General features: G+C 64.3%; 16 protein-coding genes. 5 read left to right on the forward strand and 11 right to left on the reverse strand.

Annotated features, from left to right (window positions below):
• Positions 1-123: 123 nt before the first annotated feature.
• Positions 124-1,401: a polyhydroxyalkanoate depolymerase gene (locus tag CK226_RS15655; RefSeq protein ID WP_095788649.1), complete on the reverse strand. Its 1,278-nt coding sequence runs from the start codon at positions 1,399-1,401 to the stop codon at positions 124-126.
• 231 nt (positions 1,402-1,632) lie between these two features.
• Positions 1,633-2,001 (reverse strand): septal ring lytic transglycosylase RlpA family protein, encoded by a 369-nt coding sequence (locus tag CK226_RS15660; RefSeq protein ID WP_095792365.1) that lies wholly within the window; start codon positions 1,999-2,001, stop codon positions 1,633-1,635.
• A 309-nt stretch (positions 2,002-2,310) separates the two neighbouring features.
• Here CK226_RS15660 and CK226_RS34915 point away from each other — a divergent pair, with 309 nt between their 5' ends.
• Positions 2,311-2,487: a hypothetical protein gene (locus tag CK226_RS34915; RefSeq protein ID WP_179295950.1), complete on the forward strand. Its 177-nt coding sequence runs from the start codon at positions 2,311-2,313 to the stop codon at positions 2,485-2,487.
• Between the two features lie 421 nt (positions 2,488-2,908).
• On the opposite strand, the gene CK226_RS15665 is transcribed toward CK226_RS34915, so the two are convergent.
• From CK226_RS15665 to CK226_RS15685, 5 genes are all read right to left on the reverse strand, one after another.
• Positions 2,909-3,706, reverse strand: coding sequence for an ATP-binding cassette domain-containing protein (locus CK226_RS15665; protein WP_095775651.1), 798 nt, complete (start codon positions 3,704-3,706; stop codon positions 2,909-2,911).
• A 7-nt stretch (positions 3,707-3,713) separates the two neighbouring features.
• Positions 3,714-4,490: an ABC transporter permease subunit gene (locus tag CK226_RS15670; RefSeq protein WP_095792366.1), complete on the reverse strand. Its 777-nt coding sequence runs from the start codon at positions 4,488-4,490 to the stop codon at positions 3,714-3,716.
• The gene (ssuD, locus tag CK226_RS15675; RefSeq protein ID WP_179301069.1) at positions 4,487-5,644 is read right to left on the reverse strand and encodes an FMNH2-dependent alkanesulfonate monooxygenase; all 1,158 of its coding nucleotides are present in this window, start codon (positions 5,642-5,644) and stop codon (positions 4,487-4,489) included. Before ssuD ends, CK226_RS15670 begins: the two co-directional genes overlap by 4 nt.
• Positions 5,645-5,735: 91 nt before the next feature.
• The gene (locus CK226_RS15680; protein ID WP_095792368.1) at positions 5,736-6,707 is read right to left on the reverse strand and encodes a sulfonate ABC transporter substrate-binding protein; all 972 of its coding nucleotides are present in this window, start codon (positions 6,705-6,707) and stop codon (positions 5,736-5,738) included.
• 235 nt (positions 6,708-6,942) lie between these two features.
• Positions 6,943-7,980 carry a phosphatidylglycerol lysyltransferase domain-containing protein gene (locus CK226_RS15685; RefSeq protein ID WP_095788646.1) on the reverse strand — a complete coding sequence of 346 codons (1,038 nt, stop codon included), beginning with the start codon at positions 7,978-7,980 and terminating at the stop codon, positions 6,943-6,945.
• A gap of 407 nt (positions 7,981-8,387) precedes the next feature.
• Between CK226_RS15685 and CK226_RS15690 the strand changes: the two genes are divergently transcribed.
• Positions 8,388-9,557: an NAD(P)/FAD-dependent oxidoreductase gene (locus tag CK226_RS15690; RefSeq protein ID WP_095792369.1), complete on the forward strand. Its 1,170-nt coding sequence runs from the start codon at positions 8,388-8,390 to the stop codon at positions 9,555-9,557.
• 75 nt (positions 9,558-9,632) lie between these two features.
• On the opposite strand, the gene CK226_RS15695 is transcribed toward CK226_RS15690, so the two are convergent.
• Both CK226_RS15695 and CK226_RS15700 read right to left on the reverse strand, forming a co-directional pair.
• Positions 9,633-9,857 (reverse strand): hypothetical protein, encoded by a 225-nt coding sequence (locus CK226_RS15695; protein ID WP_095775657.1) that lies wholly within the window; start codon positions 9,855-9,857, stop codon positions 9,633-9,635.
• A gap of 133 nt (positions 9,858-9,990) precedes the next feature.
• Positions 9,991-11,994: a PhoX family phosphatase gene (locus tag CK226_RS15700; protein WP_095792370.1), complete on the reverse strand. Its 2,004-nt coding sequence runs from the start codon at positions 11,992-11,994 to the stop codon at positions 9,991-9,993.
• A 273-nt stretch (positions 11,995-12,267) separates the two neighbouring features.
• Here CK226_RS15700 and CK226_RS34920 point away from each other — a divergent pair, with 273 nt between their 5' ends.
• Positions 12,268-12,774: a hypothetical protein gene (locus CK226_RS34920; protein ID WP_095792529.1), complete on the forward strand. Its 507-nt coding sequence runs from the start codon at positions 12,268-12,270 to the stop codon at positions 12,772-12,774.
• Between the two features lie 132 nt (positions 12,775-12,906).
• Here CK226_RS34920 and CK226_RS15715 read toward each other — a convergent pair whose 3' ends face one another.
• Together CK226_RS15715 and CK226_RS15720 are read right to left on the reverse strand one after the other, a co-directional pair.
• Positions 12,907-13,569, reverse strand: a complete 663-nt coding sequence (locus CK226_RS15715; RefSeq protein ID WP_095788641.1) for a response regulator transcription factor — start codon at positions 13,567-13,569, stop codon at positions 12,907-12,909.
• Positions 13,566-14,957, reverse strand: a complete 1,392-nt coding sequence (locus CK226_RS15720; RefSeq protein WP_095776166.1) for a sensor histidine kinase — start codon at positions 14,955-14,957, stop codon at positions 13,566-13,568. The genes CK226_RS15715 and CK226_RS15720 overlap by 4 nt, the downstream gene beginning before the upstream one ends.
• Before the next feature lie 187 nt (positions 14,958-15,144).
• Between CK226_RS15720 and CK226_RS15725 the strand changes: the two genes are divergently transcribed.
• On the forward strand, positions 15,145-15,483 hold the full coding sequence (locus tag CK226_RS15725) for a hypothetical protein (RefSeq protein WP_095788639.1): 339 nt from the start codon (positions 15,145-15,147) through the stop codon (positions 15,481-15,483).
• 28 nt (positions 15,484-15,511) lie between these two features.
• A complete protein-coding gene (locus CK226_RS15730; protein WP_095792372.1) occupies positions 15,512-16,222 on the forward strand; it encodes a phosphatase PAP2 family protein in 711 nt (236 codons plus the stop codon).
• Positions 16,223-16,335 lie beyond the last annotated feature (113 nt).

Genomic DNA, 16,335 nt, shown 5'->3' on the forward strand with positions numbered 1-16,335 from the left:
GGCGATTGACAGTCCGTGTCAATTACGACGACGGACTGATTTGCGGCATGGTTACCCGCGGGGAGGGACAGCGTCCATTGTGCAACGGAATCGGCCCTGCGGCCGATTTTGTCCCGGAATGGCCTACCGTTTGGCGGTGCGGACCAGTTTCGGCTTCACCGCGACGCGGTTCTGGCGGCCATAGCTGGTGATGAAGTCGACGATGCGCGGCACGATTTCGGAGCGGAAGCGCGAGCCGTTGAAGACGCCGTAATGGCCGACCGCCGGCTGCATGTAATGCGCCTTCTTGTCGGCCGGAATGTTGACGCACAGATCCTGCGCCGCCTTGGTCTGGCCGAGGCCCGATATGTCGTCGTTCTCGCCCTCGACCGTGAACAAGGCGACGTTGCGGATATCAGACGGATCGATCCTGGTGCCGCGATGCATCATCTCGCCCTTGGGCAGGGCATGGCGCACGAACACGGTGTCGACGGTCTGCAGGTAGAATTCCGCCGTCAGGTCCATGACGGCCAGGTATTCGTCATAGAAGTCGCGGTGCTTCTCGGCATTGTCGCCGTCATGCTTCACAAGGTGCATGAAGAAGTCCTTGTGGGCGATGATGTGGCGGTCGAGATTCATGCTCATGAAGCCGGACAGCTGCAGGAAGCCCGGATAGACCTCGCGGCCGAAGCCGGGCACCGGCCAGGGCGCGCGCATGACGACATTGTCGCGGAACCAGTCGATGCCCTTTTCCTCGGCCAGGAGATTGACCGCGGTCGGGTTGCGGCGCGTGTCGATCGGGCCGCCCATCAGCGTCATGGTCGAGGGCACGAACGGATCGCCCTTCGCCTCCATCAGCGCCACCGCCGCCAGAACCGGCACGGAAGGCTGGCATACCGCCATCACATGGGTATCAGGCCCCAGCGCATGGAACATCTCGATGATATAGTCGATATAGTCGTCGAGATCGAAGCTGCCGTCGGCCAGCGGCACCATGCGGGCGTCGACCCAGTCGGTGATGTGGACATCGGCATGCGGCAGCATGGCTTCCACCGTGCCGCGCAGCAGCGTCGCATAGTGGCCCGACATCGGCGCCACGATCAGAAGCTTCGGATCCGGCTTGCGGCCGGCGGGCACGGCGCGCTCGAAGCGGACGAGGTTGCAGAACGGCTTCGACCAGACGGTCTTTTCGGTGACCTCGACGCTCTTCCAGTCGACGACGGTCTTGTCGAGGCCGAAAGCGGGCTTGCCGTAGCGGCGCGTGCTGCGCTCGAACAGTTCGGCGCCCGCCGCGACCGAACGGCCCCAGTGCGTGTGCGAGACCGGGTTCAGCGGGTTGGAATAGAACATCCGCACCGCATCGGCATAGAGCCGGGCCGGCTGCAGCGCCGCATGGTTCAATTCGTAAAGCTGGTAGAACATCGACAACCCCGCTGCTGCTGCGACCGAAGGGACGACGAGCAGCGCCGAGCCTCAAATGTCTCGTGGCGAGGTTAACAACTAATTGCTGCGATGCAATACGTCACGTGGCGTGACCAATGGTTCTTTCGTCCAAAGCGTTGCAAATCCGCCTGGAACGGCCGAGCCGGCTCAATGTGCAGTGCCGAAATGTGTAGGAAATGTGTCCGGCCCTGCGCCGGACACAGGCAATTTTTACACGCGCGCCATGCAGACCGAGGTATGGCCGGAACCGATGAAGCCGAGCTGGCCGGCGGCGCCCTTCGACAGGTCGAGCACGCGACCCCGGATGAACGGGCCGCGATCGTTGATGCGCACGATGACGCTGCGGCCATTGTTCTGGTTGGTGACCCGCAATTTGGTGCCGAAAGGCAGCGAGCGGTGGGCGGCGGTCAATGCCGACGGGTTCATGCGCTCCCCAGATGCGGTGCGCGAGTGCAGCGCGTACCAGGAAGCACGGCCACACTGGCCGGCGGCGGCGGTTGCCGAAGTGGCCGAAGCACCGACCATCAGGCCAGCAGCGATCGTTACCGCGACAAGCGCGGTCTGGTTTAGGGTCTTCATATTTGAGGGATGGCTCCGTTTTTGACAGACCCCAGCCGTTAGGTGCCGAATAAGGCAGGAAATGCGGCAAGCATCTGTCCGTTCCGTGGCGAGATCACACGTTTGGAGTCGGAAGGTAACAGTCTGTCAGGGGTTTTCCGGCGCGATTTGATTCATTTTCGACGATCTTCGGCCCGATATGAGAGATCGCTTTGACAAGATATCGGATTAATATCCAAGTAGAATCCGGTATGATTGGGCTCATTCCTTTGGCTCTTTCATCACGGTCATGGCGCCGCGAACGATCGACTTGAAAAGCGAGATCCGTCAATGAGACTGACCAAAAATCTGCTGGCCTTGATTGTGCTGGCTATCGGTGCGGTGTGGGCGCTGCAAGGCATCGGCGTGATCGGCGGCAGCTTCATGACCGGCCAGCCGCAATGGCTTTACATCGGCCTCGTCGCCATGCTGCTCGGCCTGGCCGGGCTGGTATGGGCGAACCGGTAGGGCTTCGGTGAGAGGTCGACAAGGTTGGCGCCCTTCCTCTTCCTCCGGAGGGGGGAGAGGTGGCGCTGCGAAGCAGCGACGGAGTGGGGGAAGCCGGTTTTCAAATGCGCCGCCGCCAGCAATTCACCGCAGAGTTTTCAATCAGGACGAGGCATCGCCCGGCTTGAAATGACAACGGCGGAGCCAGGTCGACCCCCACTCCGTCTCGGCTTCGCCGAGCCACCTCTCCCCCGATCGACGGGGGAGAGGAAAGGCGTGAGCTTGCATAAGCTCGACGGAGCTGGGGAAGCCGCTCGTCGATGGCGCCGCAGCCGACAGCCCTAGAGCAATTCCAGGAAAAGTGTGAGCGGTTTTCCGTCCGGAATTGCGTCAAAACAAAGAGTTAGAGCGGTTCGCCGTTTCCATGAAACGGTGAAACGCTCTAGCCGAACAGCCGGTCCAGGATCGTGCCTTCGAGGCGGGCGAGCTCGGCCGAGCCGCGCCGGCGCGGCCTGGCCGCCGGCACCTCCAGGTCGAGCGCGATCCTGCCGGCGCTGATCACCACCACCCGGTCGGCGAGCGCGACCGCCTCGGCGACATCATGCGTTACCAGCACGGCGGTGAATTTCTGGGCGAGCCAGATGCGCTCCAGCAATTGCTGCATCTCGATGCGGGTCAGCGCGTCGAGCGCGCCGAGCGGCTCGTCGAGCGCCAGGATCTGCGGCTGGCCGACCAGCGCGCGGGCCAGTGCCACCCGCTGCTTCTGGCCGCCGGACAGCACCGAAGGCCATTCGTCGGCGCGGTCGGCCAGGCCAACCTCGCCCAGAATGTCGAGCGCGCGTTGCCTTGCGTCCTGGCCGGCAGCGATGCCGGTCAGCCCGACCTCGACATTTTTCACCACACTCGCCCAGGGCAGCAGGCGCGGCTCCTGGAACATGAAGCGCGTGCGGCTGTGGCCCGCTTCCTCGGCGCCCAGCGTCAGCGATCCCGATGTCGGCCGGTCGAGCCCGGCCAGCAGCCTGAGCAGCGTGCTCTTGCCGCAGCCGCTCTTGCCGATGACGGCGACGAACTGCCCGGCCGGCACGTCAAGGTCGATGCCGTCGAGCACGATCTTGTCGCCGAAGCGTTTTTCCACGCCGTTGAAGGCGAAGGCGCGCCGGCCTTCGACAGAAATCGCCGGGCGCGCCGGCGCTGGCGCGGCGACGAAGGAACGGACGGAGGTCAGGCTGGCGGCTGGCATCGAAACCTCATCCGTTCTGGAAGGCGGGATGCCAGCCGAGCGACAGCCGCTCGAGCAGGCGGGCGAGGCTGTCGGCGAGCTTGCCGAGCAGCGCGTAGATCAGGATCGACAGCACAACGACATCGATCAGCAGGAATTCGCGCGCCTGCATGGCCATGTAGCCGAGGCCGGAACTGGCCGAGATGCTCTCGGCGACGATCAGCGTCAGCCACATGATGCCGAGCGCATAGCGCAGGCCGACGAAGATCGCCGGCAGCGCGCCGGGCAGGATGACGCGGAAGAACAGGGCGCGCCGGTCCATGCCGTAGACGCGGCCCATCTCGACCAGCTGCGGATCGACGCTCTGTATGCCGAGCAGCGTGTTGACGTAGGTCGGAAAGAACACGCCGAGCGCCACCAGGAACAGCTTTGCTTCCTCGTCGATGCCGAACCACAGGATGACGAGCGGGATCAGCGCCAGATGCGGGATGTTGCGGATCATCTGGAGCGTGGTGTCGGTCAGGCCGCGACTGAGCCGCGACAGGCCGTTGGCAAGGCCGAGCGCGAAGCCGATCGAACCGCCTATGGCAAAGCCGGCAAGCGCGCGCGCCGTCGAAACAGCGATGTTGCGGATCAGTTCACCCGAAAGCGTCAGCCGCCAGAAGGCCTCGGCGACAGCACTTGGCGCCGGCAGCACATTGGCCGGCACGACGCCCGCGCGCGATGCGGCTTCCCAGCCGGCGATCACCAGGACCGGCAGCACCCAGCCGATGGCATTTGCGTGGAGGCGCGCGGAAAAGCTCATGAGGAGGCCTGCAGGCGGGCGGCGCCATGGAAGCCGACCGAGAATTCGTTGGCGATGTCGCGATGCGCCCGCTGCCGCCTGGTGCCGAGCCCGAGGCGCGGGAACAAGAGCTCGGCGACGCGGTAGGCTTCCTCGAGATGCGGGTAGCCCGAGCCGATGATGGTGTCGATGCCGATCGCCTGGTATTCGTGGACGCGCTGCGTGACCTGCTCCGGCGTGCCGACCAGCGCGGTGCCGGCGCCGCCGCGCACCAGGCCGACGCCGGCCCACAGATTGGGCGAAACGACGAGCCTGTCGCGACGGCCGCCATGCAGCTCGGCCATGCGGCGCTGGCCGACCGAATCCATCTGGTTGAGGAAGCGGGCCTGCGCATTCTCGATCTGGGCATCGGTGACATGGCGGATCAGCCGGTCGGCGGCGCGCCAGGCTTCGTCCTCGGTTTCGCGCACGATGAAATGCAACCGGATGCCGAAGCGCAGTTTCCTGCCGCGCAGCGCCGCCTTTTTGCGCGCCGAAGCGAGCTTCTCGGCCACCTGCGCCGGCGGCTCGCCCCAGGTCAGATACATGTCGACGAGGTCGGCGGCGAGATCCTGGCCGGCGTCGGACGATCCACCGAAATAGAGCGGCGGCCGCTCCTGCAGCGGCAGAAGGTCGAGGCGGCCGTTTTCGACGCGATAATATTTGCCGTCGAAATTGACGCGCTCGCCCGAGACGAGACCACGCCAGATGGTCAGGAATTCATGCGCCTGGGCATAGCGCTCATCATGCGGCAGGAAGACGCCGTCGCCGGCGAGCTCGGTCGGATTGCCGCCGACCACGACATTGAGCAGCAGGCGGCCATTGCTCAGCCGGTCGAGTGCCGCGGTCTGGCGCGCGGCGAAAGTCGGCAGCGTCACGCCGGGCCGCAGTGCGACGAGGAACTTCAGCTTTTCGGTCAGCGTCGCAAGGCCTGTCGCGGTGATCCAGGAATCCTCGCAATTCTGCCCGGTCGGCAGCAGCACGCCGGGGAAACCGAGCCTGTCGACCGCCTGCGCGATCTCCTTGAAATAGCCGAACTCCGGCGGCCGCTGCTGCTCCTCGGAACCGAGATAGGAGCCGTCGCCATGCGTCGGGATGAACCAGAAGAAATCGAGCGGGCTGGCTGGCGTGGTCATGTCTGGCGCGGTCACGGACAGATCTCCTGAAGATTACAGGCACAAACGGCAAAGGCGCCGGACGTTTCCGCCCGGCGCCGCACGAGAAACATCAGTTGCCCGGCGCGGTCCAGACGGCGTCCGAGATGCGGACCGCTTTCGGGATCAGGCCGAGCTTGTAGAAGCGGTCGGCGGTCGCCTGCTGGCCGGCGGTGATCTCGTCGGTGATCGGAAAGATGCCGAATTTGCTGCGGTTGGCGGCGATGGTCTGGGCGTCGAGCGGCACACCGGTCACCTCATGCAGCGCCGCGGCCACCTTGTCGCGGTTCTGGTCCGCCCATTTCGCCGCTTCGCCGAGAGCGGCGATGGTGGTTGTGATGATTTCGGGATGCACCTTGGCGAAATCCTTGTTGGCGAGGAAATAGGTGTTGACCTTGAGCACCTCGCTGGAGCGGGCCAGCACGCGCGGCTGGTAGCGTGTTTCGGCAATGGCGAAGAACGGATCCCAGACCGCCCAGGCGTCGATCTGGTCGCTGGCGAAGGCGGCGGCCGCATCGGCGGGGCTGAGGTAAACCGGCGTGATCTGGTCCAAGGGAACGCCGGCTTTTTCCAGCGCGGCGACGAGCAGATTATGCGCAGAGGTGCCCTTGCCGACGCCGACGCGCTTGCCCTTGAGGTCGGCGACGGACTGGACCGGCGAGGCCGGCTTGACGAAGATCGCTTCGCCATCGCCATTGGACGGCAGTGCCGCCGCATAGACGATGTTGGCGCCGGCCGACTGGCCGAAGATCGGCGGTGCGTCGCCGGTCCAGCCGACGTCGATGGCGCCGACATTGAGCGCCTCGACCAGTGGCGGGCCGGCGGTGAATTCCACCCACTTGACGGTGACGCCCTTGTCGGCGAGCGCCTTCTCGATCACCTGCTGCTGCCGGGCGATCACCGGCAGGCCGGTCTTTTGATAGCCGATGTTGAACCGCTTCAGCTCCTGCGCGGCGGCGCCGAACGACAGACCGACGGTAGCGGCGAGCAGGCCGATGCCGAAAACGCGTCTCGTCAGATTGAAGCGCTCGGTCAGATTGAACATGATCCCTCTCCTTCGCTGCGGATCGGCGCCGGGAAAACGTCCTCGCCGGTTGGATGAGCGGCAAGGCTAGGTAGTTCTATAAATTTAGTAGAGGAATGATTTTGCGAGTTGGCGCCGTGGTGCGGAAATATCTTCCACGGCAACCCGGCATTCGTCATTCGAGGGCGAGGCAAGGAGCGAGCGACGCCGCGCATGGATGACGAATGAAAAGGCTTTGGCCAGGACCGCGCCGTCCCTAGATTGCTTTCACCAGCCGCAGCAGGCCCAGCATCTCGACATAGGTCCCCTTGCGGAAAGCGATGTAGACCGGCTCTTCCATGCCATGGAAGCGGCGCTTGAACGCCGCCTGGCCCTGCAGGTTGAACCTGCGGCGGTTGACCCATGGCGAAGAATAGGCGCGCTGAAAAGTGTTGCGCCAGAAATCGCTTTCGGCAAAACCGCTGGGGGTGACGTCGAGAAGCGGCGACAGGCCGAGCGTGACCACCGAAATGCCCTCTTCGCGAAACCGGTCGACGGCGAATTTGGTCAGGCCGATCTCGGCGTGCGGCGAGGCATCGATGTGCTTGCGCTTGAAGGCGGTGGTGTAGCCGATGACCTTCCCGTCGCGAAACAACGGATCGAAATCGAGCAGCGCGACGAGTTCGCCATCGGGGCCATGCAGGACGAAGCGGCGCATGTCGGTGCCGAGCTGATCGTAGAATGGGCGGTTGAGAAAACCCATCTCCCAGCGCTTGACGATGCGGTCGCCGCGCCAGTTCTCGGACAGCCGGGCGATTTCGTCGAGGAATACCGTCCGCGTGTCTTCCTCGAACGAAAAGCCCTTCTTCAAGAGCCAGCGCTCGGAATAGCGCACGGTCTCGTTGCGCTTGCCTGAAAAGTCGTGTTGGGGCAGGGCGAGGCGGGTGTCGATGCCCAGCCGGTTGACCTTGTAGCCGAGCCCGGCCAGCACGTGCGCGGTCTCCTCGCCAATCTGCACGAACCACGGGTCGCCGGCGGTCTCGACGAAGCGCCTGATATAGTCGGGCCGCCGGGCCGGCGCCGCCACCGGGTCGCCAAGCGCGAAATGATGCTTCATCTTGGTGCCGAAGGCGATGTAGCCGTCGGCGTCGCCAAAATAGGAAAGCTTGCGCTGTACGGCAGTCGAATAGGCGAGCGAGAAGTCGCCATGGCGGCGGACCATCGCCAGGCGTTCGACATGCGTCAACGCCTGGCGCTCGACCTTGGGCGAGGCACCCTCGAGGATTTTGTCGAAATAGATCCGCAAGGAGGGCATGGTCCGGATTCCGCGTGCCGTCTGTGGCGCGGCGTGCCTTTCGGCACGCCAGACGCGCCACGGCGCCTTGATTTTTCACGGGAAGCCGAAATCGCTGCGGTTTCGAATTCCTGCGTCGGTAACGAGATCCGCCAGCCCCTCGGAACTCGAATCAATCACAATGCCGCGACCTGATTATCGCCGATGCCGCTGATATGCCATATAGGGCTGCATGGTTTCGGACGGAAGCGGGGCATTCGGTTCCATGTCGTTGGTTTAGTCGCATTTGCGCGATGGGAGTTGTTTGCGCCCTGGCGCCGCAAGGCACTCGAGCGCACCGATCCGCTGTTTGGGTTTGCGCGCGATCAAACGGTTACAGCGTTCTGCGAGCTTGTAGGATGCGGCGGTTGAATGGATTTTGAGAGCGAATGGCTGATACGACAAGCAGACCGAAGGTGGAGCAGGTGGCGGTGGTCGAGCCGGCGATTGTCATCGGCGCCGGCGCCGCCGGACTGGCTGTCGCGCAGGCCCTGATGAAGGCTGGCGTGCCGGTGGCGATCCTGGAACAGGAGAGCCGGCTGGCCGAACCCTGGCATCGGCGGCACCAGCAGCTGCATCTCAACACCCATCGCGATCTCTCGGCGCTGCCCGGCCTCTCCTTTCCGGGAGGGACGCCAGCCTTTCCACCCAGGAATGTCGTCATCCGCCATATGAACGATTTCCGCGAGGCGAACCAGTTGCCGGTGGAGTTCGGCGTCGCCGTCGAGACACTCGTGTTCGGGGGCGACCATTGGGTGGTGCGCACCAGCGCCGGCTCGCGTCTGGCGCGTCATGTCATCGTCGCCACCGGCCGTGACAAGGAGCCCTTCACGCCGCAGTGGATGGGCATGCAGGCCTTTGCGGGCCGGATCATCCATTCGGCGGATTTTGGCGACGCCAAGTCCTATGCCGGCAAGAAGGTGCTGGTCGTCGGCGCCGGCAATTCGGGCTTCGATACCCTCAATCATCTGGCCGGCGTGGATACGGCTTCTCTCTGGCTATCGGCCCGCAATGGCCCCGCGCTTCTGCCCAAGCGGATCGGCAAGATCGCCGTGCACCGGCTTTCGCCGCTCATGGCACGCTTGCCGCTGCGCGTCGCCGATGCGGTGATGGCCGCGACGCAGCGCCTGGTTTTCGGCGATCTCACCAAATTCGGCATGCCGCCCGCGCCGTCGGGCGGCGCCAGCCGCCTGGCCTCGGATTACACGGCGATCGCCGCGGACGACGGCGCCGTCGACGCCATCAAGTCGGGCAAGATCACCGTGGTGCCGGCGATACGCGAATTCACCCGCGACGGGGTGATCCTGGCCAATGGCCGCCTGGTCGATCCCGATATCGTCATTGCCGCGACAGGCTACCGCACCGGCCTGGAACGCATGGTCGGCACTCTCGGCGTGCTCGACGCCAAGGGTGTCCCGCTCTTCAATGGCGATGAAGCCGACCCGAAACTGCCCGGCCTGTGGTTCACCGGCATGCGGCCGAGCATTCGTGGCTGCTTCGCCAATGCCGCCATTTTGGGCAAGGCGATCGCCAGGCGGATCGCCGGAGCCAGCCGCTAGAGCAATTCCAGGAAAAGTGTGAGCGCGTTCCCTCGGGAATTGCGTCAAAACAAAGGTCTCTGGCGACTTGGCGCCTCACGCCGATTTCGGCTCCAGCCGGCGGAAACCGACGGCTTGCACCAGCATCTCCTCGTCGACCATGCCGGCATTGTGGAGCGCGAGCAGGTTGAGGGCGATCTCGCGCGCTTCCGGCGAATCGGGTCGTGCTTCGCGCCGCAGGCAGGCTTCGTCAAAGACGCGCTGCAGCTTGGCGATGTCGCCGGGCTTGAGCAGGCCGCGATCATAGACTGACTTCGACATGGCGGTGATCTCCTGGGAACGACCTAGGGCGCCATCAGTAAATTGCCAATCTTTCCCGGAGCTTGAATAGATTCACGCCGAAGGAGGGGCGGTGGCAAACCGAAGCCCTCCCTCGAGGTTCGCAGGCCTGATATCACACCGCGATTTTGCCGCCGCCTTGCCTGGTGATGGCGACGACCGACGGCCGCACCGGCATTTCGGGCTTGAAGTCCGGCCAGCGCGTCGACGGATCCTCATAGTAGGACGGCCGGCCAAAACCTTCCCAATCCTCGCCGCCATCGCCCGGATGCTGGACGGCGACGAAGGCGGTCTGGTCGTCAGGCGCAAACAGCGGGCCGCACATTTCCGCGCCGATCGGCACGCGGAAGAACAGTTTCGAGGTTGCCCGCGCGGCCCCCTCCGTGTCGACCGCCCACAGGCCATCGGTGCGGCCGGTGACCTTCGGGCCCTGGCCGTCGGTAGCGACCCACAGGCGCCCGGCCGAATCGACCGCGCAATTGTCGGGCATGCCGAACCAGCCATGGGCCGTCGTCGCCGTCGAGAAGGTGGCGCCGACATCGGCAACCGACGGATCGCCGCATTTCAAAAGCACTTCCCATTTGCCCTTGGCGGCCGTGAAATCGCCATCGGTCTCGGTGATCTCTATAATGTGGCCGAAGGCATTCTCGGCACGCGGATTGGCGGCATCGACCTGATCGGGCTTGCGCTTCGAATTGTTGGTCAGCATGACATAGACCTTGCCGTTGACACCATTGGGCTGGATGTCCTCTGGCCGGTCCATCTTGGTGGCGCCGAGCAGATCGGCGGCGCGCCGCGTCTCGATCAGCACGTCGGCTTGGCCGGCGAAGCCGTTCTCGGCGGTCAGCGGCCCTTGGCCGAAGACGATCGGCAGCCAGTCCACCGTGCCGTCCTCGGCGAATTTGGCGACATGCAGCGTGCCCTCGTCGAGCAGGTCCTTGTTGGCGGCATGGTCGTTGGCGCTGAACGTGCCCTTGGTGACGAATTTGTAGACATAGTCGAAGCGCTCGTCGTCGCCGAGATAGAAGACGACGCGGCCGTCCTTGGCGACGATGGATTCGGCGCCCTCATGCTTGAAGCGGCCCATGGCGGTGCGCTTCCTCGGCGTCGATGCCGGATCGTTGACGTCGACCTCGACGATCCAGCCGAAGCGATTGGGTTCGTTCGGCTCCTTGGCGAGGTTGAAGCGGTCGTAATGCGCGCCCCACTCATAGGCGCCTTCCGGAATGCCGAGCCGCTTGTAGTTGGCGGCTTCCTTGTGGCCCTCGGGCAATTCGCCGGAGAAATAGCCGTGGATGTTCTCCTCGGCCATCACATAGGTGCCCCAAGGGGTGACGCCGCCGGCGCAGTTGTTGAAAGTGCCGAACACTTTCGTGCCGGACGGGTCGGCATTGGTTTTGACGCGGTCATGGCCGGCGACCGGGCCCGACAGCGCCATCTCGGTGGTGGCGGTGATGCGGCGGTTGAGCTTGCCGTCGCGCACCACTTGCCATTTGCCGCCCTCCTTGCGGATCTCGACGATGGTGCCGCCATGCGCCGCCATCTCGACATCGACCTGCTCCTTCGCGAGCGGCGCCACCTCGGCCTTCTTCTTCCCGTCCTTCTCGACGATCGCAACGATGCCCGGAAACATCAGATGCGGGTTGGTGTATTCGTGGTTGACGACGAGCAGGCCGTGTTCGGCCGAGCCGTCGATCGCGACGTAGCCGACATAGTCGTTGTTGTAGCCGAACTGCCTGGCCTGCGCCTCGGCCGACTGTTTCGTCGGGTCGAACTCCGGCGAATCGGCAAACAGCGGATCGCCCCATCGCAACAGCACGTCGGCGTCGTAGCCCGGCGCGACATGATGCTTGTCGTCGATCCCGGCCTCGATCTCGTCGAATTTGAAGGCGGAGCCTTCCGCGGCGCGGGCATCGTCGGCTGCGATCATGGCCAGCGGGCCGACCGTCGCGGCGATCGCCGAGACGGCGAGCGATCCCTTCAGGAATCCCCGGCGCGAGAACCGCGCGGCGATGATCTCGCCCATGGTGCGGTTGTCGGTGGGATTGGTGGCCGGTCCTTCGTTTTCCTCGAGCAGGCTGGTGCGGAATTGGGCGTCAGGGGAGCGATGTTCGGTCACGAAAGGCCTCTGGCTTTGGAGTGGCTGGAGCTTGTTGCCTGTCCGACCCCTACGCCAGGCCGATCACATTTTCGTGACATCATACAGGCCCGAAGGCTCGGGGCGAGGCGACTTGCTCGCGCGGACCTCGGACTTTGGTCCAATCTTGCGCTTGCAAAAGTCCTGGAGGACAAACGCAACGGTCGGAGGTCGCTTCCGGCCAATACATCTTTCGGCGATGTTGCTCGTTGCAACGTTGGGGTGGGCGCGCCGGCTCAATCGACGGAGATCAGGATGCACGGATCGATCACGGCCCGGTGCCGCCGGCTGACGCTCGTTTCGGCGGCGGCTCTGGCGCTGACCATCGTTCCCTATCGAATTGCCCTGCACGGCTCCGCCCCCGGGATCGACGCCGCATCAGCACAGGCCGGCAACGGTAATGGCGGCAACGGCGGTAACGGCGGCAATGGCGGCGGCGGCGGTAACGGCGGCAACAGTGGCGGCGGTAGTGGCGGTAACAGCGGCGGCAACGGAAATGCAAACGGCGGCAATTCCGCAACGGATGGCAGCGGTGACAACTCGGCCTCCGGCAAGGGTCAGAGCACCAAAGGCGCCAGCCATGTCAACGGCACGACCGGTGACAAGGTCGAGGTGAGCGGCAACAAGATCACGGTCACACATCCCGACGGCATCACCGAAAAGATCGAGAACGGCCGTTTCAGAATGAAGGATGCGCTGGGTCGCACGATCATCGACCGCCGGGCCACGCCGGCCGATGTCAGCCGTCTGAAAGCCTTGTGAAACTGGCCAGCAGGCAACGGCCAGCGCTTTGCCCGGGAAAACCGTTTCACACTTTTCCTGGAATTGCTCCAGCGCTTTGGTTTTGCCGCAATTCCGGACGGAAAACCGTTTCACACTTTTCCTGGAATTGCTCTAGGAGCGACTTCTGTCCCGGTCGCGGAACTCGCGCACCATGAGAGCCGCTTCAGTGCGGTTTCGCACATTGAGTTTGGACAGCACCCCGGTCATGTGGTGCTTGACCGTCTTCTCCTGCAGCTCCAGGCGCAGGGCAACCTCCTTGTTGCTGAGCCCCTCCGCCACCAGCCGCAGGATTTCCGCCTGCCGTTCGGTCAGTTGCCGCAACCGGTCCGCCACGCCGTCGGCGGATTGCGGGGACTGGAGATCGGAAAGCAGCCGTGCCGACAGCGTCGGCGTAAGGTAACCCTCGCCGGCTGCCACATTGCGCAGGATGTCGGCGAGCGCGCGCGATCCGACGCCCTTGAGGATATAGCCCTGCACGCCTGCGTTCAGCGCCGTGGTTACATCGGCATTGGTCTCCGACACCGTCAGCATGACGATCTTCTGGGCGGGGTGGTCGGCAAGGATGCTGGCAACCGCGGACAGGCCGCCGCCCGGCATGGAGATGTCGAGCAGCAATATGTCAGGCTGCACCGTCGAGGCGATGCGTTCGGCATCCTGCGCTGTCGCGCCTTCGCCGACGATCTCGAAACCTCCGATCTCCGACAGGCTGCGCGTCACGCCTTCGCGAAATAGCGGATGATCGTCGACAATAGCGATGCGGATAGCGCCAATCATGCTTGCTCCTCGATCGAAAGACTGATCACCAATCGCGTGCCTTGCGCTCCGGTCAAGGTCTCGAACTGGCCGCCAATGCTTTCGACCCGCTCCCTGAGGCCGGCGAGCCCCAACCCATCGACCCGCGCCGGATCGAAACCCGGTCCGCTATCGGACACTTCGACAAAAAGCCTGCCATTCTTCATCCCGGCCCGCACCGTCTGATCCTTGGCCCGCCCGTGGCGATAGGCATTGTTCAGCCCTTCCTGCACGAAACGATAGATGCTGATCTTTTCGGAAGTGCCGAGATCAGGCAAATGCCTGGGCAGCGTGAGCAACACGGACGTTCCCGTCCGGTGCTGATGTTCGTCGACCGCCATCCGCAATATGTCCGTTGCCGCGGCCGTTTCGATCTGCGGCAAGACGAGACCGGTGCAGATACCGCGAATTTCGCGCATCGCATCCTCCAGCGTCTTGCGGATCATCGCGACCTCGGTCGCGCGGTTTTCGCCCCAATGGCCGTCGCCGGAGAATACCGGGCTGTCCATGCGCAGCGCCGCCAGGGCCACCAGCTGCGCCGGTCCGTCATGCAGGTCGGCGCCGATCCGGCGCAAATATCGTTCGTTGAGCGCGGTGGCGCGGCGCGACGCCCGCTGCACACGCTGCCGCAAGGCGCTGTTTTGCGTCACCAGGCCTTGCAACTCCGACACCTGGCGGCGCAGCGCTCCGCGCTGATCGTCTATGGTGCGGCTGGCGCGCAGCACGATGCTCGACAGCAGCAGAAAAGCCGTCAGGGTGGTACCGGCCACGATCAGCCAGCTCGACAGCAGGGCAGAGGCCAGCGTGGCCTTGAAATCGGTGGCGACCTCGAAGAATTCGGTGACGGCCACCACCTCGCCCGACCAGGGTTCGCGCACCGGATTGTAAATCTCCAGCAACGGCACGCCCACGGCCTGCTCCTTGCTTTCGGTTTCGTCGAACGCGTCGAATTGGGCGGTGACGTTGCCCTGGAAGGCGGACCGCAGATCGTCGGTCAGATCAAAGCGGCGGCCGATCAAAGTTGCATCTTTCGCGTAGAGCACGGTGCCGTCTCGGCGCCAGAGCCTGAACGAGACCAGGCGCTTGCCGAGCGCGCCCTGGCCGAGCGTCTCGTCGAGCGCCTGCTTGACGGACTCGCTGAGCTCCTCGCTCTTGCGCAGGTCTGGCAGCAGCGGCGCGATCACGCTGTCGACATAGAGCGCCGTCGTGGCGGCCGAATTGCGGGTGACGCCGTCCCGGATCTGCGACGTCACCCAGGCACCCACCACCAGCATGACGGCCAGCAGGCCAAAGCCGCCGGCAACGAGGAATTGCAGGGCAAGGGAAAGCTCGCTCCAGCGCCGCGCCAAATTCTGCAGAATACGAATCATGAGTCCCTGATCGCCCTTGGATCGAACAAGCTGGACGATATCGGCACATTGAGCCTCAGTCTTGCCGTTGCCAAGACCTTCGTTAGCAAGACCTTCGTTAGAACGAGGTCGCTTGACGTGTCGAGGCGCTTCGGAAACAAGGTCCGCGGCACATGCGGCGGCCGCCGCTTCGAGGGGGGATGGGACGTTGAGTTTTTCGGGACTGCTGCAGCTTGGCTTTTCGACGGTGATCTTCCTTTTGGCGGCAACAGCCGCCAAGCAATGGGGACTGGCGCCGAGCCTGGGCAAGATCCTGTTGACGCTCGCGCTCTACTCGCTGGGCAATCTGATCATGCTGCGGCTGATCCGCGAATTCGGCATGTCGGTGTCGTTCAGCCTCTCGGCGGTCATCCAGCTGGTCTCGGTCAACGTCGTGGCGCTGGTGTTCTTCGGCGAGCGCGTCAACGCGCTGCAGGCCACCGGCATCGTGCTGGCGATCGCCGCCGTGGCGCTGATCACGCTTGGGCCCTATCTGCAGGGGAGTTGATCGAGATGAAGATTGCGACACCGGCCCGATGAAAGACACCGCAAGCACCCTGCTCAACCGCATCGAATTCCCGGTGCTGCTGGCCGGCCTGGTCATCGCCGGCGGCCTTTGGGGCTTCGTGGAACTGATGGAGGTGGCGCGGGCAACCGCGCCGCACGCCTTCGACACCGAAATCCTGCTTGCCTTCCGCCAGGTTGGCCAAACGGCAATCCCGATCGGCCCATCGTGGCTGGAAGGCGCCATGCGCGACATCACCAGCCTCGGCAGCGCCAGCGTGCTGGTGCTGATCACTTCGGCAACGATCCTCTATCTGCTGTTGATCCGCCGGCCGGGGACGGCCCTTCTCATCTTCGTAGCCGTGGCCGGCGGCCAGGTGCTGTCGAGCCTGCTGAAAGTCGGCGTCGACCGGCCGCGGCCCGAGCTCGTTTCGCATCTGGTCAGCGAGACGTCGCTTTCCTTCCCGAGCAGCCACGCCATGCTGTCGGCGGTGACCTATCTCACGCTCGGTTCGCTCGCGGCGCGCTTCCTGCATGGCAGGGCGACGAAGATCTACGTCTTGTCGCTGGCCGTGCTGACGACGGTGCTGGTCGGCGTCAGCCGCATCTATCTCGGCGTCCACTGGCCGTCGGATGTGCTGGCCGGCTGGTGCGCGGGCTTCGCCTGGGCGATGCTGTGCTGGCTGGTGGCGCGGGTGTTGCAGCGCCGCAAGGTGGTGGGCGACGATGCCGACGGCGCCTGACTGCACCCTCGGGCTTGCGCTCAGATCAATCGGTTGATGAGGTGTCCACCACAGCCTGCCAGAACCAGAACCATCGAAAGCAGGCATGCCGATGTCATCAAGGTCTTGAAAAT

This window comes from Mesorhizobium sp. WSM4311 (assembly GCF_002295115.1).
Lineage (GTDB): Bacteria > Pseudomonadota > Alphaproteobacteria > Rhizobiales > Rhizobiaceae > Mesorhizobium.